Below are 22,143 nucleotides of genomic sequence, written 5' to 3'. Positions count from 1 at the left end.
TTTTTTATCTTTTTTTGGTCATGGGATGTAGGGTTTTTGGTTTTTGAGTGGGGTTTTGTTATATTTCTGGTTTTCTATAGTTTTTCTTTAGGTTTTGGTAGTCTTTTGGGGGTTTACCTTTTTTTAGGTCTTTTATGTATTTTTGTGAGTTGTTTATAAGGAATTTTATGAAGTAGTTGACTAGTTTGGTTTTAAAGTAATTTCCTTTAGGGGTCATGATTTTTTTGTTTTGTTTTTGTAGTTTTTTTATTGAATCTATGCTTTGTTCAATGCATTCTCCGATTAATATCCAATGGATGGGTTGCATGTCTTTTGCTGTGAATGATTTGTCGTTTGATAATGCTGATCCTTCCATGGATACAAAGTTTAGTGGTACGACGATTTTGGATGTATTTTTTATGTTGTCCAGTAGGTCTAGTGTTAGTTTGACGTCTTTTTCCGTTTCTTGTGGCAATCCGTACATTAAGGTACATGCTGGAAACCAGTTGTTGTCGTTTAATAGTCCCAGTGATTGTTCAACTATGTTTGGCCATTCGTTGGGGGTTGATGGTAGTGCTTTTCCTTTCATATATCTATTTAGTAGTTTTGGGCTTCCGGTTTCTATTCCTGTTTGGGTTCCTATTATCTCTTGGTTTGGTAGTTCCATGCAGATTTCCGTTATTTCTTGTATTAAATCGGGGTTGTGGTAGGCTGAGGATAATGATATATGGCTTGTTTTTATTTCTTTAACCCCTTGGGTTTGGCTTACTTTTTTGAATAGTTTTATTACTTTTTGTTGGTCTGGGGTTATTTTTCTTGATCCATATCTTAATATATCTTCGCTGTGGAGTAATATTGAGTTTAATCCTGAATCTATGTTAACCTGGACGTCTCTCATTATTTTTTCTATTGGTTTGAAACGTATTTTTTGCATGGATGGTGTGCAGAAATCGCATCCACGTCCACATCCACGCATTGTTTCTACTAGTCCATGTATTGTTGCTCCTTTGATTGATGGAATTTGGTGTGTGGATGGTTGGTTTGAATGTATTATTCTAGGAACCTCTTCATTTTTTAGTATCGATTTTATTGTTTCTGGTAGTTTTGTTTCGGCTTCTCCAAGGTATACATGGTTTATTCCAAGTCTGTCCATTATATCTACTTCAGCTACTTGCCAAGCTGATTTTCCACCTACTATTAAGGTTCTATTTTGAACAGCTGGTTGTTTTATTAGTTCTATGAATTTCAATCGGTTTAGTGGTGGCCCTGTTTGCAGGAACTCTACGAATTCGGATGTAGGAGGGTTTATTCCTAATATGTCATGGCCACCGACAGCAATTATCTCTGTTTCATCTCCTATTGTTTTTTTAAGGTCTTTTGGATGTACAACTGCTACTTCTTGTTCGTTGAAGCCGTTTTCTCTTAACGTAGCTTCAACCATTCTTAACCCATAGTCGGCTTGTATTGCACGACCTTTTTTTCGAGGTACTGGTGGTGCTATTGTTTTGAAATAGAGCCATGAGGGGAATATGCCTGTTGGCATGCATGTTGAAAAACCTAGGAATATCCCTCCTGTGTAACTGCTCATCATCGTTTCATCGGATGTAATTACGATGGTTGGGTTGTTTTGATTTTTGTTATTTTTCATTATTTTTTCTATTATACTCAAAATACCATCTCCATGAAGTGTTTTCATGGATTTACTTGGGTTAGGATTTTTTATTTAGTTTAAATATGGTTTGGTTCCAAGTTATTTATTGTCTACATATCTTGTGTAGTTTTTCGGTATCCTGTTGTTGGAAAAAAATATCTATTTAGAGAACATGTTTTTAGTAGGTTTAGTTATTGCCAATTTGTTTGGTTTTTGAGGTATATAGTATGAAGATAACTTCAAGGCATCATATGAGGAAGGATAAAATACGTGAGTTAGGTGATCAGATTAATGAGAAGTTTGGTTGTACTGTGGTTGACTCTGGTTCTGATGTTGAGGTTGCTGAAACCGATGAAGGACATCAATTGGTTTTTGTTGATAAAAAACCGGTTTTGATGGAGTTTGGTGGTGATGTTTTTTTAACTCTTGTTGGAGCTCTTGAGATAGATGTAGAGAGGAGGAGGGTTGTTGTTGATCAGGGTGCTATTCCTTTTTTGTTAAATGGAGCGGATTTAATGGCTCCTGGAGTGGTTGATGCTGATGTTGGTATAGGGGTTGGTGAACTGTTTCTTGTTGTTGAGGAGGAACATGATAAACCTATAGCTGTTTGTAGGGCGGTGGAGAATGGAGATTATATGAATGAGAGTGGTTCAGGTAAGGTTGGTGAAACTCTACATTATGTTCAGGATGAGTTATGGGATTTCATTAAGGGTTTGTGAATATCTTTCATTCTGTTTCTGTTCAGTAGTTTTTTATTTTTTTTTTTCGGCCGGTAATTTTTCTGTAAAATATTGGGGAGATGAAGAGAGTTGTAGAGGACGTTAAGATGGTTTTAAAGAAGATTAATAGATCCAGATGTGACATCCTCCTCTCCCTGAAGGAAGAGGTCTTAGCCCTGAGTTGAGATAAATTGGGCTTTAAGTATATCTATGCGGGGTTGTGGTTGAGGTATGTTCTCTCGTTGATCTAGGGTTTGATGTGACATAGCCTACGAACTCTCCTTCTGATGGAGCTGTCTCTCCATCTCTGTATGGTCAGAGGTGTGAGGCATGGGGTGGGGAAAAAACTTAATTGGTGTGGGCGTACCTTTGCTGAAGGTCGGGTTGTAGTTAATTATCTATTCCACTTTGTTTGGGTGGGGTGGTTTTCGTTTACTGTTTTTAGCCACAGGAGCATACTGAACTGAATTTGCATGAAGAACATTCGTTTGATTGTTCTTCGTATTTGTCGTGTAGGTTGCATAGTATTCCGTTTTCTTTTATTACGTCGCATATATTGCATATTCCTTCTAGTGTATCTGCGTTTCCTTGTTCGTATGTTTGTTGGGCGAAGTCCTGGATTTTGTGTCTAACTTCTCCTTTGAACTCCATTTCGTATCCTCTTTTTCCGCTTACGTACTGGGATATTGCAGCGGGGGTTATTCCGATTATTTCAGATATTTTTTGTTGGGACATTCCCATCTCTACTAGGTCTTTTGAAATCTGTGCTCTAACGGAGGGTAGTACGTGTAGTACTATTATTTCGCATGGCTGTTTAGGCATATCATCTCAACCTGGTTTTTTATTTTAATTTTGTGTTGTTCGTTTATACTTAATGTTAACACACTTAAGTAATTAACGATTGTTAAGATTTTGTTTTTTTATATTTTTTTTGATGGGTTGTGGGCAACCGGTAAATTGGTTAGTATCTAACTCTAAAACTATGACTAATTGATTTGAGGGTAATTATCTATGAGAATTGCTGTTCCTAACAAAGGAAGAATCCACAAACCGAGTATGGAGCTTCTTGAGAAGGCCGGACTACATATTGAAGATAAGGGGGATAGAAAACTTTTCGCCCGAACCGCCGATCCCGATATAATGTTGTTGTTCGCTAGAACTGCTGACATCCCTGAATACGTGAATGATGGTGCTGCAGATATAGGTATAACAAGTCTTGATTTTATCAATGAAACTGGTGTTGACGTTGAGTTGTTACTGGACCTTGATTTTGGGGTTGCTGAGATAGTTTTCGCTGTTCCTGAAGATTCTGAGATAGGTTCTCCAACCGATGTTGAAGACCAGATGAATATAGCTACAGAGTTTCCTAACATAACCAAAAATTATTTTGGAGACCTAGATATCTATCCAGATATTATAGAGGTTTCTGGTGCAACTGAAATGACCCCTCAAGTTGGCATTGCCGATGGTATAGTTGATTTGACGAGTACTGGAACCACTCTTAAAGTTAATAAACTTAGAGTTATTGATAAGATCTTGGATACTTCAGCCCACCTAATAGCTAACAAAGAGTCTTTAAAAGAGAACTCCAAAAAAATCCGCGAGATTGAAATGGCTGTTGAAAGTGTATTGAGGGGTCGTAAGAAAAAATACTTGATGATGAACGTTCCAAGTGAAAAACTATCCGCTGTAAAAGAAGTTTTACCAGGAATGTCAGGTCCAACCGTTATGAACGTTGAATCGGAAAAGGAGATTGTAGCTCTACATGTAGTTGTTGATGAATCGGAGATATATCAGGTTATACAGAAAGTAAGGGACGAAGGAGCTAGAGATATACTTGTGACATCGATAGACAGATTAGTTCCATAAATTTCTTAGACAGGTTGTTTTTAGGTTTAATGGTTTTTGTTTGGTGATTTAGTGTTTGAAGTTATTCCGGCTGTCGATATCAAAGATGGTAAATGTGTTCAGCTTGTGCAGGGAAAACCAGGTACGGGTAGTGAGTATGGGGATCCTGTAGATGCTGCTGAAAGATGGGTTGATTCCGGTGCTAATCGACTTCACATAATAGATCTTGATGGTGCTTTCAAAGGACGACAGAAGAACTTTGATACAATAAGAAAGATTGTGGAAAAATTTGATGTCCCGATTCAAGTTGGTGGTGGTATCCGTAGTTATTCAGCTGCCGAAAAGTTGATTGAAGTAGGTGTTGATCGGGTTTTTGTAGGTACCATCGCTTTTAATGACAAAAAGTTGTTGAAAAAGCTTGTAGGATCCTTCGGTAAATCCATCTATGTTTCTATCGATGCCAAAGCTGGTGAGGTTATGGTTGACGGTTGGACTAAAGGTAGTGGTGTAAATGTTGTTGAAGCTTGTCGGAAATTTGAAGCGGTTGGTGTTGGTGGTTTTTTATTCACAAACATAGATAAAGAAGGAAAGATGGAGGGAATAGATATAGGTAGTTTCAGTGAAGTTATAGGTGCTACAGAAATGCCTGTTATTGCCTCAGGTGGAGTTTCATCTATTAAGGATCTCGATGCTTTAAAGAAAGTTGGTGCTTCAGGTGCAGTGGTTGGAACTGCTTTGTATAACGGTAAACTTGATTTTAATAAGGCTATAGATATGTGTAGTGGTTGATTTTTATGAAAAAATCCAAGGTTGAAAGAGATACTGACGAAACATCGGTATCGATAGAGTTTAATGCGGAAGGTTCAGGAAAGAGTGAAATAACGACTGGTATTGGTTTTATGGACCATATGTTAGATTCTTTTGCTACCCATGGTCGTTTTGATTTAATGGTCTATGTAGATGGTGATCTTGAGGTGGATAAACACCATACCATCGAAGACATTGGGTTGGTTCTCGGTAAAGCTATAAAAAAATCGGTTGAGGATGTTGATATAACTCGTTTTGGGTTTGCATCGGTCCCTATGGATGAAGCTATATCTAAAACCTCTTTAGACGTTTCAGGCCGTAGTTATCTAGTTATGGAAATTCCTGAAGGAAGTGTTGGTGGTATTGACGTTGTCTTGATTGAACATTTCTTTAGGTCTTTATGCAGCAATGCTGGTATAACCTTACATATTCAAGCTGTAGGCGATGATATGCATCATGTTGTTGAAGCTGTTTTTAAATCATTTGGTCAGGCATTAAAACAAGCTTTAGATGAATCTAACGAGGTACTTAGTACGAAAGGAACCTTAGATTAAGAAATAGAGTCTATTTGGATCTATTTAAGTAGTGTTTGGTTGGTTTGGTTTTTTAGGTTGTGGTTTAGTTTGGGTTGTTTTTTTATTTTTTTATTTTTCTATTTTGTCTTCTAGTTCTCTGATTTTTTGGTGTATTTTGTTTATTTCGTCTTCTATTGGGTCTGGTAGGTCTGCGTGTTTTAGTTTGTTTTCTCTTCTTTTTACTTCTTCTACGGGTTTTGCTGGTATTCCTACAACTGTTGTTTCATTTGGTACCGAGTCTAGTACTACGGAGCCTGCGCCTATTCTTGCTTCTTCTCCGATTTCTATTGGCCCCAGTAGGGTTGCGTCAGCGCCTATTACAACGCCGTCTTTTATTGTTGGGTGTCTTTTGCCTTTTTCCATTGAAGTGCCGCCTAGTGTTGAGCCTTGGTACATTAATACGTCGTTTCCTATTTTTGTTGTTTCTCCGATTACTACTCCGGCTCCATGGTCGATGAAGAATCTGCGGCCGATTTCTGCGCCTGGATGAATCTCTATTGATGTTAGGAATCTTGATAGGTGTGATATGAATCTGCCTAGCCATTTTAGTTTGTGGTTCCAGAAGTAGTGTGCGATTCTATGCATCCATATTGCGTGGAGTCCTGGATAGCAGGTTACCACTTCAAATGTGTTTTTTGCTGCGGGGTCTCTTTCAAATACTGTGTTTATGTCTTCTCTGATTCTCCCTATCATTTTTTTTCCTATTTTATTGGTTTGTTTATAGGTTTCGGAATAGGTCTGTGGATAGGTATCTTTCTCCTGTGTCTGGTAGCATCACTACTGTTAGTTTGTCCTTGTTTTCTGGTTTTTTTATGTATTTGGTGGCTGCTTTTAATGCGGCTCCAGATGAGATTCCGGCTAGTATTCCTTCTTGTTTTGCCAGTTTTTTGGTGGTTTTTTTGGCTTCTTTTTCCCCTACTGGGATTACTTGGTCTATTAATTCGGTTCTCAGTATTTCAGGTATGAATCCTGCTCCGATTCCCTGTATTCCGTGTGATCCTGGTTTTTCGCCGGATAGGATTGCTGAGTTTTTGGGTTCAACTGCTATTGTTTGGAAATCTTTTTTTCCTTTCACTTCCTTTATGTATTCTGATACTCCGGTTAGTGTACCACCAGTTCCTACTCCAGCGATAAAAGCATCGATCTCTCCATTGGTTGCATTCCATATTTCTGGGCCGGTTGTTTGTTTATGGATTTTTGGGTTTGCTTTGTTTTTGAATTGTTGTGGCATGAATGTGTTGGGTTTTTGTTCATTGATTTCTTGAGCTTTTTTTATTGCACCTTTCATGCCTTTTTCTTTAGGTGTTAAGATTAGTTTTGCTCCGAATATCTTCATTAATTTTCTTCTTTCTTTGCTCATCGACTCTGGCATTGTTATTGTTAGGTTGAGGTTTTTTGAGGCGCAGATGAATGCTAGACCTATGCCTGTGTTCCCGCTTGTAGGTTCGATTATTGTTGTTTTTTTATCGATTTTACCTTCTTTTTCTGCTTTCTCTATCATTGATAGTGCTATTCTGTCTTTGACGCTTGACATTGGGTTGTTTTTTTCTAGTTTTGCGATGATGTTTGGTGAAAATGAGTTTAGTTTGATGTGTGGGGTGTTACCCACCAACTGTGTTATGTTTTGTTTTATTTTCAAATCTAACACCTATATTTTTGTTTCTGTTTTTTTGGGGTTTTGTGGTTTTATGGGGTGTTATTTTTGGTCCATTTTTTCTTCTGTTTTTTCTAGTGCTGCTTCGCTTGTTTTGTATTTTTTTTCTAGTTCCTGTGATATCTCCATGTTGTTTTTCTTTTTGTATTCGTAGATTGCTCTGTGCACTCCGTTGGCTGCTAGGTTTGAGCAGTGCATTTTTACTTTGGGTAGTCCACCGAGTTCTTCTGCTACGTCGTCGCGAGTTAGTTTTTCTGCTTCTTTAAGTGTTTTTCCTTTTACGAGTTCTGTTGTGACTGATGATGTTGCTATTGCGGCTGCACATCCGAATGTTTTGAATGATATGTCTTCTATGTATTTTTCGTTGTTTTTTTCCTCTATTTTTAGGTAGACCTGCATTAGGTCTCCACATGCGGGGTTTCCGACTTTTGCTGTTATGTCGGGGTTTTCCATTTCACCCATGTTTTTTGGGTTTTTAAAATGTTCCATTACTTTATCTGAGTACATATCTATCACACTGCTGATATTGATCTTAGTTTTTTAACTTCTTCAGGTAGTGTTTCTATTATTTTTTCCACGTCTTGCATTTCGTTGAATCTTCCAAAGCTGATTCTTAGGGAGGAGTGTGCTAGTTCTTCTGGGACTCCGGTTTCTATTAAGACATGTGATGGTTCTAGTGTTTCTGAAGCGCATGCAGAGCCTGTTGAAGCCATTATTCCTTTGTCTTCGAGTCTTAAGACTAATGCTTCTCCTTCTATTCCTTTGAAGGATATGTTTGCGTTGCCTGGTAGTCTATTTTTTTGAGGGCCGTTTATTTTTGTGTTTTCTATTTTTTGTGGTATTTGTGTGAGGATTTTTTCGTGCATTTCTGTGAGTTTTTTTTGTTCTTTTTTTAGGGATTCTTTTGCTTTTTCTGCGGCTTTTCCAAAACCAACTATGTATGGTACGTTTTCGGTTCCGGATCTTCTGTTGTTTTCTTGTCCGCCTCCATGGAGTAAGGGCTGTATTTTTGTTTTTTTATTTATCCAGAGGGCTCCGATACCTTTTGGTCCATACATTTTATGGCCGTTTATTGTTAGTAGGTCTATTTCTAGATTTTTTACGTTTATATCGATTTTACCTGGTATTTGTGCTGCATCAGTGTGGAATGGTATGTCTTTTGGTGTTGTTTTTGCTAGTTTTTTTATTGGTTGGATCGTTCCTATTTCGTTGTTGGCGTAGTGTATTGATACGAGTATTGTGTTTTCTTTTATTGCTTTTTTGAGTTCTTGTGGGTTTACATATCCATTTTTATCTACGTTTAGGTATGTGACTTCGTGGCCTTCTCTTTCTAGGTGTTTTATTGGGTTTATTATTGATTTGTGTTCTGTTTTGGTTGTTATTATGTGGCCTTTTTTATCGGTTTTGTTTACTATCCCTTTTATTGCTTGGTTGTTTGATTCTGTTGCGCAGCTTGTGAAGATTATTTCTTTTGTATCTGCGTTTATTAAAGAGGCTACTTTTTCTCTAGCTTCTTCTATGGCTTGTTTTGCTTCCCGTCCCTTTATGTGTAGGGAGTTAGGGTTTCCATATCTTTCTTGTAGGTATGGTTTCATTTCTTTGTATACGTCTGGGTCTATCGGTGTTGTTGCGTTGTTGTCTGCATAAATAATATCAGATTTGTTTATTGACATCTTCGTATTAATTTTAATTTCCCTATTAATATTTTATACCCCTTTATTTCAATTAAAAAGAGTTTTAACAGTGTTATAAGCAGTAAAAAAGGTTTTTTATGAAAATAAAACCTTTTAATCGTTTTATAAAGCTTTTATATTGGATATAACAGGTTTTTATGTTTTTTAGTTGTTTTTTTATAATGTGTTCTTTTTGTTTATATTGTTTTTTTTAGTGCTTTCACTAGTTTTTTGTTCTCGTTTTTTCTGCGTACTGCTATTCTTATGTGTTGGGGCATTCCGAAGGAACTGCAGTCTCTTACGATTAAACCATGTTTTAATAGTTTTTCTCTTGTTTCTCTGGCGTTTTTAACTTTTATTGTCAAGAAGTTGGCTTTTGAGGTTGTGGTTTCAAGGCCTAGTGATTCGATGTCGTTTTTAAGGTGTTTTTTGTTTTCTTTTAGTTTTTTCCTGGTTTTATCCATGAATAAATCTGCTTCCTTTGTTAACAATGTCTTTATGACTCTTTGTGGAATATCTCCGACGTTCCATGGTATTTTAGATTTCAATAGGTATTTTATGTGTGTTTTGTTGGATAATCCATATCCTATACGTATTCCTGGTATGTTGTATGCCTTTGTGTATGTTCTCATGACGATTACGTCGTTTTTTTCTTTTATTATCTCTTTATGGGTTTGTGGGTTTTCGATAAAGTCGTGGTATGCTTCATCTATAACTAGGAGTGAGTTTGTTTCTTTGGTTTTTTCTAGTATTTTTTTGATATCTTTTGGGGATAGTAGGTCGCCGGTAGGGTTGTTTGGATTGCATATAAAGACAACTGAATTTTTCTCGACCTGTCTGTTTATTTTGTTGACATCGAGTTGGTGGTTTGGCATACTTGCTTTTTTTATTACTGCTCCATTGAGTTTGGAGCTGGGTTCGTATTCGCCGTATGTGTGTTCAGGTATTATTACAGGTGTTTTATCTTTGACGTATGTTTGGGCAATTAAGTCGATAAGTTCAGACATGCCTGCGGTGACGATGATGTTTTGGGGGTTAAGGTTGTTTTTTTCAGCTATTTTTTTCCTTAAATGTTGGGAGTTTGAATCTGGATAGTAATGTATGTCCTGTTTTTTAGTTCGTTTTATTTCATCCATTACAATCTGGGGCGGGCCATATGGGTTCAAGCTAGCGCTGAAGTCGATTATTTCTGAGGGGGTGTACCCATATTTCTTTATCTCTTCTTCTTTCATTCCACCGTGGTGTGGGGTCTTTACATTGAGTATGTGTTTTTTTGGTTTATACAAGGATTGCACCTACCAATAATATTGTTATTAATATTGCTGTGAAAAGGCCTGAGGCCTTCCATATTATTTTTACAGTTTTAGTTACATCTTCGTTTGTTGGTGGTTGTTTTTCAGGGTTGATTGAATAATATCCTTTTTTTTCTAGTTTTCTATCGAGAACTCCACTTATAGCGCTGATTGTCCATCCAGGGTTTAGTTTTATGTGTTTGTTTTTTTTCACTACTTTGTACGCTCCTTTTCTCCATCCAGTTAATAGGATTAATATTCCTGAAATTCTGCTTGGGATGTAGTTCAGCAGGTCATCTGTTCTGGCTGAAAACCAACCAAATTCTTTGTATTTGGGTTTGCGGTATCCGATCATTGCGTCAAGTGTGTTTACAACTCGGAATAGTACTATTCCTGGGAGTCCAAGTAATGCGTAGTAAAATAATGGTGATACCACGCTGTCTGTAATGTTTTCGGCTCCGGTTTCTACGGCGGCGGAGTTTAGTTGGCCTTCATTTAGTTTATTTGTGTCACGGCTGACTAAACCTTGAACCACCTCTCTCTTGTTTTGTAAATCGTCTACAGCTGTTTTTTTAACCATGTCTGATAGGTTTTTAAGTGAAAACATGGTTGAAGCTATCAAGGCTGTTATTATATAGCTGAATGGTCCTGAATATGTTTCTATTAGAATTGCTGGACCTACGAATAAAAAAACAATGGTTAGTAGTGTTAGTATTCCTTTGGCCTTTTTTTTACCTTTGTTTAGTTTTGATTCAAGCCAGTTGATGGTTGATCCCATCCATATTACTGGATGTATTTTTGCTGGAGGTTCTCCAACCATATCTATTGCTAAAGCTAGTATTATTACAATGGCTCTTTCAAGGAAAAAATCCATTAATTATTCCTCTAGTAAAAATCTCTGTATTTTGTTTCTGTAGTTATTTTATTTCAAAGCTTTTTCTATTGCTTCTACTGTTTTACGTACTTTATTTATATCTGCGTTATAGTATTATTACAATGGCTCTTTCAAGGAAAAAATCCATTAATTATTCCTCTAGTAAAAATCTCTGTATTTTGTTTCTGTAGTTATTTTATTTCAAAGCTTTTTCTATTGCTTCTACTGTTTTACGTACTTTATTTATATCTGCGTTATATCCCATATGGCCTATTCGTATTATATCGTTCTGTAGTTCCCCTAATCCTGTTGAGAGTAGGATTTTGTTTTGTTTTCTAACGGTTTTCTGTATTTTTTTGGCTTTTCCCTCGATTTTTATTGCTGTGACGGTTGGTGACATGGTTTCTGGTTTTTTGGGATAGAAATCGAGGTTGAGGTTTTTGCATAGCTCTATACAGGTTTTATGGGTTTTTCTATGTCTTTTGAATACGTTGTTTATTCCTTCTTCCAGGATCATGTCGGTTGATTCGTTTAATGCATATAGGTTTGTTACAAGGTTTGAGTATGGGAATTGATTGTTTTCTAGCCACATATCTTTCCATGGTTTTAAGCTGGTGTAGTATGTGTCTTGTTTGTGTTTTTCTATCTCTCTCCAGGCTTTTTGGCTGACTGTTATTGTTGTTAGTCCTGGTGGTGTGCTAAAGCATTTTTGGGAACCGCCTATACAGATATCTATTTTGTCTGTAGGTACCGGTGTTCCGGCTAGTGATGAAACTGCGTCAACTATTGTTGTTATGTTGTTTTCTCTTAGTAGGTTTAACAGTTCATCGATTTCATTTAATATTCCTGTTGGTGTTTCGCAGTGAACTATTGTGGCTGCTTTAAAGTTGTTTTTCTCTAAACTTTCTTTCACTTTCTCGATGTTTATCGGTTGGTCGTATGGGTGTTTTACGGTTGTTGGTTTTCCGCCTCGCATTTCAACGAAATCAATAAAACCATCTCCGAAGAAACCGTTTGTTATGCAGAGTACTTGATTGTTTTTATCTATAATTGAGGATACAGCTGCTTCTAAACCTAATATTGCTTCTCCACCAAGAATTAACAGGTCTTTGTCGGTTCTATATATTTTTTTCGTTTTCTGTATTAGTTTTTTATAGAAAACTTTAAATTTTTCATCAAAGTCAGGGCTCTGTATCTCTTTGTTCATAGCTGCTCTTACTCTTGGAGAGATTTCTGTAGGTCCGGCGGTCATTAATAGTTCCATTTTAATTCAACTTTTTTTGGTTTTTGCTCTATAGTAAGTATTTTTTTTTAGGTTTTTTGTTGTTCGATTTTGTAGATATCTGGTAGGTTTCGGTGTTTTTCGTTGTAGTCTAAGCCGTATCCTATTACGAATACGTCTGGTATTCTGAATCCTGTGTAGTCTGGCTGTATCTCTACTTCTCTGCGTGATGGTTTGTCTAGTAGGGTGCAGATTTTTATCGATTTTGCTCCTCTTGATTTGAATTCTTTTTTTAGTAGTTGCATTGTCTTTCCCGTGTCAAGTATGTCGTCAACGAGTATTATGTCTCTGTTTTTGATTTTGTGTGTTGTGTTCAATCTTAGTTCTGGTTTGGTGCTTTCTGTGCCTTTATAGCTTTTTACGTCTACGAAATCTATTTCTAGTGGGATTTCAGTTTCTCTCATTAGGTCTGAAAGAAATATTACAGATCCTTTTAATACTCCAATCATTACTGGCTTGTTTTTCTGGTAGTCTTCTGTTATCTGCTTCGCTATTGCTTTGACTTTGTTTTTTATTTCTTTCTCTGAATAGAGGAGGTTTTTCTCCATGTTAATCAATCCATAGGTCGACGATTTGGTTTTCATTTACATCCACTAATCCATGTGTTGTTACTCGTAGTTCGGGTATTACGGGTAGGGATAGGAAGCTCATTTTCATGAAGGGGTGTTCGATTTCTATTCCCAGTTGCTTGGATTTTTTGCGAACAAGGTTTAGTTTGTCTATTACTTTTTGGTATTTGAGGTTTGACATCAATCCGGCTATTGGTAGTGGTAGTGTTTCCGTTTCTCCATTTAATGCTATCACTAGGCCTCCTCCTATCTCTTTTATTTTGTTTATTGCTGTTATCATGTCTTTTTCGTTTGTTCCGATTGTAATGCAGTTGTGTGAGTCGTGTGCTACTGTGCTTGCGAGGGCTCCTTTTTTTATTCCGAATCCACGGACGTATCCTATTCCTATGTGTTTTCCTTTTCCATGTCTGTCTATGACTGCAACTTTAGCTATATCTCTTTCTGGGTCGGGGATGTTTTTTGTTTCTACTTCCATCTCTAGGGTTTTGGTTGCTATTTTGTCTGGAAATATATCGATAATTCTTATTTTTCCTTTTTTCTTAGGTGTTTTAAGGTCTTCTATAGTTATATCTGGGATTTTGACGTAGTTTTTGGTTTTGACAGTTTTAGGCGGTTTTAATCGTTTTTTAAATTGTTTTTTCCAGATTAGTTCTCCATTTTTGAAAACAGATTTTACATCCATTTCTTTAAGGTCTTTGACGACCACTAGGTCTGCTTTTCGTCCTGGAGATATTGCTCCAACATTCAAGCCATAGTGTTTTGCTGTGTTTAATGTGGCCATCTGGATTGCGATTTCTGGAGAGATATTGTTTTCAATGCACAGTTTAATTCTATGGTCGATGTGGCCTCTTTTTTCTATGTCTGTGGGATCAAGGTCGTCTGTTCCGAGCATAAAGTTACAGTAGTTTTTTTCGTTAACAGTTTCGATTAATCGGGTTAGGTCTCTTGATGCAGATCCTTCTCGTAAAATGATTTTCATTCCTTTCCTTACTTTTTCTAGGACCTCTTCTTTTGTTATGCATTCGTGATCCGTGTCTGCTCCAGAGGTTAGGTATGCGTTTAGTCTGTTCCCGGTTAGGCCTGGACAGTGTCCATCGATTTTGTGGTTTCTGGTTATCTCTAGTTTTTTTAGGACTTCTGGATTCTGGTTTAAAACTCCTTCGAAGTCCATTAGCTCTCCAAGACCTAGGATTTCCCTCCATTCTAGCATTTCTTTTATGTCTTTTTCGTCTATTGTGGCTCCATAGGTTTCAAGTTCTTTATTTGCTGGTACGCATGATGGAGCCATGAAATAGAAATCTAGTGGTAGTTTTTTGCTAGCCTGAATTAGGTATTTGATTCCTTCAATTCCAGCTACATTTGCGATTTCGTGTGGGTCGGCTATTACAGATGTTGTTCCATATGGTATTACTGCTCTGGCGAACTCGATGGGTTTTAAGAAACTGCTTTCTATGTGCATGTGGGCATCGATTAAACCGGGTATTATTATTCCATCTGTTTTGTATGTATTTTTAGATTGGTAGTTTCCAAGGCCTACTATATATCCATTTTTTATTGCGATGTCGGTCTGGAATACCTCGCCATTGTATACGGATAGGACGTTACCAGAAAGTACTGCGTCTGGATTGGCATCTCCTTTCGCTACAGCTATATTTTGTTCAAGATTCATCATAACCACTGAGGAATTTAGTTATCTTTTTTTGTTTATCTGGGTTTTGGGTAGATGTGTGTTTAGTTTTTTATCTATCTACTGAGTAGTCGCCGCCTCGGATTACTATTGCTTTTCCTTTGGTTAGGGCTTTTGCTATTTTTTCTCTCCCTGAGTTTAGGTCGTTCCAGAATGACCTTCTCGATACTCTCATTTTTTCTGCTGCTTCTTTTTGAGTTAGGTCTTCGATATCGATTAGTCTTATTGCTTCCATCTCTTCTACTGTAACTATTATTTCATCTTGTTCTCTTGCTGGAACTCCCCTTGGTTTGAATATGTTTACGTTGGGGGTCCAACCTACTTTTCGGGGTCTTCTTGGACGCCCTCTTCTTTTTCGTCCCGACCCTTGGTTTTTTTCGTTGTCTTCTTCCATCCAGACGCACCTTACCTTAATAGTTTGGTTTTGCTTATTGAAATTATCGAAAAAAACTGGTTGTGTTGGTTTTGGTTGGTTTAATTTGGAATGGAAAAATAGTTGGGGTTTTTGTAGGTGTTATTTTCTATATTTATCGGTAGGGTTGGTTTTTAAATAATAAAGAGATAATGAGGGGGTTGGTTGGTTTTATTCTTGTTTTAGTTTTTGTTTTAGTCTATTTATCTCGTTTTGGAGTTTGGTTTTTTGGTTCTCTAGCCATTTTATCCGTTTTTTTATGTTTTGGTTGTTTTCTGGTTGTCGGTTTATTCTTCTTGTGTTTTGATGGTTATTTATAGGTCCTTGGTTTATTCTAGGTTTTCTTCGATGTCTATTTCTTTGGCAGAGTCTGGGTTGGGGTTCTTGGGTTTTTATGCAGTTTCCTAGGTCTTTTCCTGTTGCTGGGCCTTTTCCGTATGGCCCTGTTTTGTTTCTTGTTGGCAATTAAAACACCCTAATAACACACATATGTGTAAAAATATTTAACTGTTACCCTAAATATTCAAATAAAACAAAACCACCTAAAAAAACCACAAACTACAATCTATCTAACAACTCAAATGGAGAACCAAAAACACTAACACCCTCCATACCTTCAATCCGCTCAATATTCTCCCGATCCACACCCCTCTCTACAACCTCAATCTCATAAAAACGAACAGCACCCTCCGGACAAACATCAACACACCTACCACACCCAGAACAACGATAGTAATCAATCTCATAAAAACGAACAGCACCCTCCGGACAAACATCAACACACCTACCACACTTATCGCAAAGATCCTTTGAGATATAATATGGAGTTATAGAAGCTGCAGGTTCAAGTTCAACCGGAACAACCAAAACCTCAACCCCCGTTTTTGTCGCATGAGAAAAACAGTTCGTAACAAGAGTATCCGAAATACCATGCGCCATCTTACCCACAGTATTGGAAGTCGCCGGTGAGACAACCAACGCCTCATAACGACCCAACATAAACCTCCCAGTTTTAGGAAAACTAAATCCAGAATCGGAAGCTAAAAAAACCTCATCTAGATAACTATCAGAAACAACCCCACATAACTCATCCATCAAACCATACATCTCAAGAACCTCCTCCCCCGCACGACTTACAAAAAAAGTTATATCGAAATCCCGAGAAACAGTTGACGCAACCCTAATACTCTCCTCAAGAAGCGCTCCAGCACCAGTTATACACCAACCAATAGCTTTCGAACTCATTCAACATCCAACCCATAATTACTAATCAACCTATCAATCAACTCAACTTCAGACCGCCCTCCAGTTTTATCTATTATCTCTCGATAATGCCCAATAAAACCAACATGACTATTATCCAAACCAACCCTAGAAGCATGAACTGCAGATTCAAGCAAACAAAGTTCAGCCCTACACAAACCTCGAGCACAAGAATCGAAAACCTCCACACCATCAACAGAGTACTTAACCAAACCCCACTCACCATCTACAGAAAAACCAACCACAGCCAACCTCAACACAGCACCGGCCCCATCAACCACACCACCAGTTATATCTAAATCGGTAAACAACCCTTCAACCAACATACCTACATCAACTATATTAGCAGTACACCTCGACTCAACACTCAGATTCTTATAACTTTCCGAATCCTCATGAACCTTTGACCAAAGATAACCACCTTCACTCCAAACACCGATGGGAGCACAATTAAAACCTTCCTCACTCTCAGTAACTAAGAGAGTTTCAATAACCCTACCTTCTGTAAAACCCAAACCCTTCAACACATCATTCATCATCAATCACTCTTCCGATCTAAAAGCGACATAAAAATACTACTAGACAAAATATCCGCTGTTGTACCAGGACTAACCCCTTCTTCATTCAACCTACTATCAAACTCCTGCAACCTACCTTCTGGAAACCCTTCATCAATAATTTCCCTAGCTTGCTGCGAAACCAATTCAGCCTTCTCCCGAGAATGTACTTTAACTATATGTGTATCAGGTTCAGTAAGCAGGTTTAAAAAACACCTAACCAAACTATCGTTATCAATAGGACCCTCATCCAAATAACCAAAACCCTCAATAGTTCTTTCAAACCCTCTACACACCTCACGAGCAACACCATCATACTCAACTGACAACTCCATCAAATCATAAAAAGATATAGAATTCCTTGAAATATCTAGTATTGCCTCCCTAGATTCAGCATCCAACTCCTCAATATCATCACGAAGCCCTCCAACCTCAACATGCCGAAAAGACTCATAAAACTTAATCGCATCGTCAACGCTCGATGCCTCAACAATCTTACCAGCAGTTTCAACCACATTATCCAACTCAAAATCATCAACTTGAACAGCAGCAAGATAAAGTGGAGCATTAAGCAATATAGCACCAAAATGAGTATTTTGACCACTATGCGACTTAACCATATTCTTCGTAGAACCCAATATAACCTCACCAAGTGAAGAATTAAAACACTCCTCAAAACATCTAGAAACAGCTACCGCCGAAGAAATAAAATCACAAAAAGACGTATCAGAGTGATCATAGTTCCTATCAATACAGCCAGGTTTAGGCGTCGCTGCAACCTCATACATCAATGCAAGCCTTAAACAATCCGAAGTTTTTTTAACATCCATATAAACACCATCCATAATATAAAGTTAAACAAATATCTACATCTCATCAAACAAATCAATTACCTTACTAGCTACAAAAGCCTCATCCCTACAAGACCTCATATACGTATCAAAAACAACCCCATCCCCCGGTGGATCTTGATTACGCACATCATAAACAAAACAATCAACCAATCCATCATAAAAATCTCTCAAGCCATAGTTATCCGGAGAAATACCAAAAGCCCTCATCAACCTAACTGCAGGACCACTAAACGGCTCCCCATCCACAATAGGACTTACAGCAACAACATTTTTTTCTAACAACCTATCCCAAACACCCTCCAAAGATAAAATCGGGTAGATACTCGTAACCGGATTACTAGGCCCAATAACAACATTATCCTCACAATCAAGTGCATCTAAAAACCCCGGAGAAGGCACAGCATCCTCCAAACCATCAAAAACAACCTTCTCAGGAACAGGAGCCCCATCCAATTCAACAAGCCATTCCTGAAAACCAAACTCCCTACCACCAGAAACAATCTTAGTCCTCACCCTATCATCAGTCATCGGGAAAACATCCGCCTCAACCCCTAAACAACCACATATCTCCTCCGTAACTCTAGACAAAGAAAACTCCTCCAACAAAACAGTCCGCCTAATATGCACAGCCCTATCCAAATCACCAATACGCATATATTCACCTTGACCTATCTGATTCAAAAAATCATGCGTATCAAAACTATCACCCTCAATACCCCACCACCGATCATCATCAATCAAACCAGCCAAAGTATAAACTACAGTATCCAAATCAGGACAAACCAAATTCCCAGACACAAAAGTATCATCCGCCGTATTAGCAACAACAACCATCTCCCCCTCATCAATCAACGACCGAAAACCACGAATCAACTTAGGAGTACCAGTTCCACCAGACAGAAACAACATAATAACACCAAATAAACTAAAAAACAATTAAACCCAGAAAAACAAATCCTTAACCCTAAACAAAACAAAAAAACCAACTACAGAAAACAACTATAAATTAAGAAAAAACAACGTAACAATACACAGCCGGTTATTTTTTAAGTATTCTAAAAAAAATATTCTATACAGAAAGTCAATAAACTAAAGAAAAAATGGTCGGGTTCATCTACGTTGGTTCGGTTAAAATATGTAGATAGAGTAAGAAAATACATAAAAAATAGTTTAATTAGGAACATGGTTGTTGAAGATTCTGATTTTAGTGGATTTGATTTCGACGATGATGAAGATGGTTTTGAAGGTGGTTCTCAGTCAGAAAGAGTACCTACAGGTATTAAAGGATTCGATGAACTTTGTGGTGGAGGTTTGCTTAAAAACCGGAGTTATTTGGTTTCGGGTAACGCTGGATCCGGTAAATCGACTTTTTCGATTCAATACCTACATAACGGTGTCGTTGAATACGATGAACCCGGTATCCTGGTTGTGACCGAGGAGGACCCTAAAAATATTCGAGAAAATATGAAATCTTATAACATGGATTTAAAGAAACTCGAGCAGCATGATAAACTTGCCATACTCGATTCACAGTCCGCTAAAGTTGGTATTCCAACCGATGAAGAGTATGTTGAAGTCGACCCTTTCGATATGGATTCAACTCTCAAAAGAATTGTTGAGATTAAAGAAGATATCGGTGCTAAACGATGTGTATTTGATTCAACCACTTCATTAGGGTTTGTCTCTGACACCCAGAAACAACTTCGTATCAATTTTCTTAAACTCTCCGCAACATTAAGCGCCATTGGATTAACATCTTTATTAACATCTGAAGTGCTTGATAAAAACAGGATGAGTAGGTTCGATATGGAAGAATTCGTTACAGAAGGAACGATCAGGCTTTACAATGAACGGAAAGAAGGGGTTAGGTCGAGAAGCATAGAGGTCTATAAAATGAGAGGTTCAGACCACAGTAAAAAAATAAATCCCTTTGAAATCTCAAGCAAAGGAATAGAAGTACATCCTAAAGAAGATGTTTACTTCTAAATCAAACTTATATACAAACTTTTTTGGTTACTTCACCTTATCACGTTTATATCTTCACCACAGTTGTCACATTTGTTGTATAAATCCAACCCCATAACCTCGATTGAATATCCATCCCTCTTTATCAATACTTCACCACATGTTGGGCAGATTGTGTTCTCATATTCATGACCCCTTACGTTTCCAAGATAGACATACTTAACTCCTTTATCTGTCAATATTTCATGAGCCCTCTCCATCTTCTTTATTGGAGTTGGATCCACATCCATCATTTTATGGGCTGGATAGAACCTACTTAGGTGCACCGGAGTTTCGTCTCCAATCTCATCAACCAACCAATCACCAAGTTCCTTGAAGTTTTTTTCTCTATCGTTATACCCTGGTATCACAAGGTATGTAATCTCTAGGTGTATGTCATGTTTCTTCATTTCTTTACATGTTTTTAACACTGGCTTGGATTTTGCAGATGAAACTTCCCTATAAAACTCGTCTCCATCGAACGACTTTATATCGACGTTCGCCGCATCTAGATATGGAGCGATTTCTTCAAGCGGTTCAGGCATTATATAGCCGTTTGTTACATATACTGTAAATAGACCGGATTGTTTTGCTTTTTTAGCAGATTCATAGTTAAATTCGTACCAAACTGTTGGTTCATTGTATGTATATGCCATCCCCTCACACATGTTTTTCCGAGCAATTGAAACCGATTTTTCAGGAGTCATATCTTCTAGATATACTTCATTTGGCCGTGCTCTTGCTATCGTATAGTTTTGACAGTTAAGGCATTGAAAATTACATCCAACAGAGCCTAAGGAGAAAACACGGCTACCTGGATGGAAGTGGTAGAGAGGTTTTTTCTCAATAGGATCTACGTTTCTAGAAGAGATTGCGTTGTATACAAGAGTATATAGTTTTCCTTCATCGTTTTCTCTAACACCACAAATCCCTTTCTCCCCTTTTTTGAGTATGCAGCGGTGGTTACATAAATTGCATCTAACCTTACCGTCAGACCTCTCTTCATAAAACATTGCTTCTTTTTTCATATCTATCTACCACCAGGTTTTCAGAATGTCTAAATTTTTTAAGCCAGATATATAGGTCGATTAACTTTCAATTAACTACCTATTGTTCTTAATTAAAATAGTTATTTAGCCAAAAAACAAGTTTGTTAACTTAAATTAAAGTTTTTTTAAATCTTTTTGGATAGGGGTTAGCCCTACTCTTTTTTCCCCTCATCCCAATTGATTTTTAGCATAGTAAACGCTGCAGCAAGAATCATCAAAGATATTGTTAAAAACGCAATCCTATAGTTCAAAATATCTATCAAATAACCGATTGCAGTTGGAGTGGTTGAAGCGAAAACCATTCCTATTGCGTTTACAAAACCAAATGTACCAGCCCTATTAGAAGCCGGTATTTTATCCGAAATCAAAGCTATAACAACTGGATAAGCTGCGAACAAAGTACTACCTATCGTCACAAGCAAGAACAAAATCGGTATCCAATGCTCGAAATATGTGACTAAAAAAGACAGTGGTGCCGATATAATCAACAACGTAAATATAACTTTACCTCTACCGAACTTATCGCTGTAATTACCGGCAACTGGCATCGCGATTACAGACACCAAAGGCATTATCGCAAACAAAATACCTGCAGAGAAGTCATCATATCCGACGTTCGTTAAGTATGAAGGTAAAAATGTCGTGAAAGCCATCCAACCCATTATCATCAATGTATAAACAGCTGTAGGCATTAATATCGGGTTTAAAACTATCTTCTGTTTCTTCAAACCTGAAATATCGATATCAGGTTCTTTACCAAGGTACCAGATAATAGGTATGGCCAGCAATCCTGGTATCAAAAGTACTCCAAATCCCTCTCTCCAACCAAAAGCATATACAAGATATCCTCCCAACAAAGGACCTACAACAGAACCAACACTTGAAGCAGTTTCATGTATCCCAAAAGCCCTTCCACGCTCTCCTCTTTCAAACCAAGCAGCTATTAAAGATGTTGCAGCTGGATAGTAAGTTCCCAATCCAAGGCCAGCCGTTAACAACATCAAGATTAACACGGTCGATGAATTCGATATCGCACCACCAACCATAGCCAAAGAAAAAAGAACCATACCTGGAACTATGACATATTTCTTTTTCATCCTGTCAGCGAGTATACCGCTTGGAATTTGAGAAACCGCATAGCCAAATGTAAGTGCAGACATCATCAACCCTAGCTCTATGTAAGCCACATCGAACTCAACTTGAATCGAAGGTAATAAAACTGGTACAGACATCCTCACTAGGAAGTTAACAAACCAGACAGACCAACAAGCAAACAAAACTATGTATTTCGGTTCCAAACGATTTAAAAAACTTTTATCGCCTCTCAAAGACATACTCCAGGTTTTCCTCCATAATATATTGGTATTTAACAGTACCTATCCAAACTTATAACT

24 protein-coding genes are annotated in these 22,143 nt (G+C 37.5%); 5 read left to right on the top strand and 19 right to left on the bottom strand.

Annotated elements, in window-relative coordinates:
• Positions 1-58: 58 nt before the first annotated feature.
• Positions 59-1,648, bottom strand: coding sequence for a B12-binding domain-containing radical SAM protein (locus AMET1_RS07170; RefSeq protein ID WP_161490826.1), 1,590 nt, complete (start codon positions 1,646-1,648; stop codon positions 59-61).
• 209 nt (positions 1,649-1,857) lie between these two features.
• Here AMET1_RS07170 and AMET1_RS07165 point away from each other — a divergent pair, with 209 nt between their 5' ends.
• On the top strand, positions 1,858-2,349 hold the full coding sequence (locus tag AMET1_RS07165; RefSeq protein WP_086637793.1) for an RNA-binding protein: 492 nt from the start codon (positions 1,858-1,860) through the stop codon (positions 2,347-2,349).
• Between the two features lie 441 nt (positions 2,350-2,790).
• On the opposite strand, the gene AMET1_RS07160 is transcribed toward AMET1_RS07165, so the two are convergent.
• Positions 2,791-3,171, bottom strand: a complete 381-nt coding sequence (locus tag AMET1_RS07160) for a transcriptional regulator (protein WP_086637792.1) — start codon at positions 3,169-3,171, stop codon at positions 2,791-2,793.
• A gap of 189 nt (positions 3,172-3,360) precedes the next feature.
• Between AMET1_RS07160 and hisG the strand changes: the two genes are divergently transcribed.
• From hisG to hisB, 3 genes are read left to right on the top strand one after another with little or no spacing between them, the layout of a single operon-like run.
• Positions 3,361-4,218, top strand: coding sequence for an ATP phosphoribosyltransferase (hisG, locus tag AMET1_RS07155; RefSeq protein ID WP_086637791.1), 858 nt, complete (start codon positions 3,361-3,363; stop codon positions 4,216-4,218).
• Positions 4,219-4,269: 51 nt separating this feature from the next.
• Complete coding sequence (hisA, locus tag AMET1_RS07150) at positions 4,270-4,986, top strand: 1-(5-phosphoribosyl)-5-[(5-phosphoribosylamino)methylideneamino]imidazole-4-carboxamide isomerase (RefSeq protein ID WP_201721317.1); 717 nt, start codon at positions 4,270-4,272, stop codon at positions 4,984-4,986.
• Between the two features lie 5 nt (positions 4,987-4,991).
• Positions 4,992-5,558, top strand: a complete 567-nt coding sequence (gene hisB / locus AMET1_RS07145; protein ID WP_086637789.1) for an imidazoleglycerol-phosphate dehydratase HisB — start codon at positions 4,992-4,994, stop codon at positions 5,556-5,558.
• 90 nt (positions 5,559-5,648) lie between these two features.
• Here hisB and cysE read toward each other — a convergent pair whose 3' ends face one another.
• The 15 genes from cysE to cofD form a co-directional block, all read right to left on the bottom strand.
• The gene (cysE, locus tag AMET1_RS07140) at positions 5,649-6,284 is read right to left on the bottom strand and encodes a serine O-acetyltransferase (RefSeq protein WP_143406894.1); all 636 of its coding nucleotides are present in this window, start codon (positions 6,282-6,284) and stop codon (positions 5,649-5,651) included.
• A gap of 13 nt (positions 6,285-6,297) precedes the next feature.
• Positions 6,298-7,218, bottom strand: coding sequence for a cysteine synthase A (gene cysK / locus AMET1_RS07135; RefSeq protein WP_086637787.1), 921 nt, complete (start codon positions 7,216-7,218; stop codon positions 6,298-6,300).
• A gap of 57 nt (positions 7,219-7,275) precedes the next feature.
• Positions 7,276-7,740, bottom strand: coding sequence for an iron-sulfur cluster assembly scaffold protein (locus tag AMET1_RS07130; RefSeq protein WP_086637857.1), 465 nt, complete (start codon positions 7,738-7,740; stop codon positions 7,276-7,278).
• Between the two features lie 5 nt (positions 7,741-7,745).
• Positions 7,746-8,906, bottom strand: a complete 1,161-nt coding sequence (locus AMET1_RS07125) for a cysteine desulfurase family protein (protein WP_086637786.1) — start codon at positions 8,904-8,906, stop codon at positions 7,746-7,748.
• 197 nt (positions 8,907-9,103) lie between these two features.
• Complete coding sequence (locus tag AMET1_RS07120) at positions 9,104-10,138, bottom strand: pyridoxal phosphate-dependent aminotransferase (protein WP_143406893.1); 1,035 nt, start codon at positions 10,136-10,138, stop codon at positions 9,104-9,106.
• Between the two features lie 46 nt (positions 10,139-10,184).
• Positions 10,185-11,072 carry a cobalamin biosynthesis protein gene (locus AMET1_RS07115; protein ID WP_086637784.1) on the bottom strand — a complete coding sequence of 296 codons (888 nt, stop codon included), beginning with the start codon at positions 11,070-11,072 and terminating at the stop codon, positions 10,185-10,187.
• 196 nt (positions 11,073-11,268) lie between these two features.
• A complete protein-coding gene (locus AMET1_RS07110; RefSeq protein WP_086637783.1) occupies positions 11,269-12,336 on the bottom strand; it encodes a pyridoxal-phosphate-dependent aminotransferase family protein in 1,068 nt (355 codons plus the stop codon).
• 47 nt (positions 12,337-12,383) lie between these two features.
• Positions 12,384-12,938, bottom strand: a complete 555-nt coding sequence (hpt, locus tag AMET1_RS07105) for a hypoxanthine phosphoribosyltransferase (RefSeq protein ID WP_201721316.1) — start codon at positions 12,936-12,938, stop codon at positions 12,384-12,386.
• Positions 12,904-14,592, bottom strand: coding sequence for an adenine deaminase (gene ade / locus AMET1_RS07100; protein ID WP_161490825.1), 1,689 nt, complete (start codon positions 14,590-14,592; stop codon positions 12,904-12,906). Before ade ends, hpt begins: the two co-directional genes overlap by 35 nt.
• Before the next feature lie 70 nt (positions 14,593-14,662).
• Positions 14,663-15,004: a DUF134 domain-containing protein gene (locus tag AMET1_RS07095; RefSeq protein WP_086637780.1), complete on the bottom strand. Its 342-nt coding sequence runs from the start codon at positions 15,002-15,004 to the stop codon at positions 14,663-14,665.
• A gap of 189 nt (positions 15,005-15,193) precedes the next feature.
• A complete protein-coding gene (locus AMET1_RS07090; RefSeq protein ID WP_086637779.1) occupies positions 15,194-15,487 on the bottom strand; it encodes a DUF5320 domain-containing protein in 294 nt (97 codons plus the stop codon).
• A 93-nt stretch (positions 15,488-15,580) separates the two neighbouring features.
• Positions 15,581-16,267 (bottom strand): flavoprotein, encoded by a 687-nt coding sequence (locus tag AMET1_RS07085; RefSeq protein WP_086637778.1) that lies wholly within the window; start codon positions 16,265-16,267, stop codon positions 15,581-15,583.
• The gene (locus AMET1_RS07080; protein ID WP_086637777.1) at positions 16,264-16,824 is read right to left on the bottom strand and encodes a DUF447 domain-containing protein; all 561 of its coding nucleotides are present in this window, start codon (positions 16,822-16,824) and stop codon (positions 16,264-16,266) included. The genes AMET1_RS07085 and AMET1_RS07080 overlap by 4 nt, the downstream gene beginning before the upstream one ends.
• Entirely contained in the window at positions 16,824-17,672 is an 849-nt protein-coding gene (locus AMET1_RS07075) for a triphosphoribosyl-dephospho-CoA synthase (protein WP_161490824.1), read from the bottom strand. The genes AMET1_RS07080 and AMET1_RS07075 overlap by 1 nt, the downstream gene beginning before the upstream one ends.
• A 36-nt stretch (positions 17,673-17,708) precedes the next feature.
• Positions 17,709-18,605 (bottom strand): 2-phospho-L-lactate transferase, encoded by an 897-nt coding sequence (cofD, locus tag AMET1_RS07070; RefSeq protein WP_086637775.1) that lies wholly within the window; start codon positions 18,603-18,605, stop codon positions 17,709-17,711.
• A gap of 210 nt (positions 18,606-18,815) precedes the next feature.
• Between cofD and AMET1_RS07065 the strand changes: the two genes are divergently transcribed.
• Positions 18,816-19,682: an ATPase domain-containing protein gene (locus AMET1_RS07065; RefSeq protein WP_201721315.1), complete on the top strand. Its 867-nt coding sequence runs from the start codon at positions 18,816-18,818 to the stop codon at positions 19,680-19,682.
• Positions 19,683-19,714: 32 nt separating this feature from the next.
• Here AMET1_RS07065 and amrS read toward each other — a convergent pair whose 3' ends face one another.
• Together amrS and AMET1_RS07055 are read right to left on the bottom strand one after the other, a co-directional pair.
• The gene (gene amrS / locus AMET1_RS07060) at positions 19,715-20,728 is read right to left on the bottom strand and encodes an AmmeMemoRadiSam system radical SAM enzyme (RefSeq protein WP_086637773.1); all 1,014 of its coding nucleotides are present in this window, start codon (positions 20,726-20,728) and stop codon (positions 19,715-19,717) included.
• 173 nt (positions 20,729-20,901) lie between these two features.
• Positions 20,902-22,083 (bottom strand): MFS transporter, encoded by a 1,182-nt coding sequence (locus AMET1_RS07055; protein ID WP_086637772.1) that lies wholly within the window; start codon positions 22,081-22,083, stop codon positions 20,902-20,904.
• Positions 22,084-22,143 lie beyond the last annotated feature (60 nt).

Origin of the sequence: Methanonatronarchaeum thermophilum (genome assembly GCF_002153915.1) — an archaeon.
GTDB lineage: Archaea > Halobacteriota > Methanonatronarchaeia > Methanonatronarchaeales > Methanonatronarchaeaceae > Methanonatronarchaeum > Methanonatronarchaeum thermophilum.
Note: the sequence above shows the minus strand (reverse complement) of the source record. Positions and strands in the feature narration are given on the sequence as shown.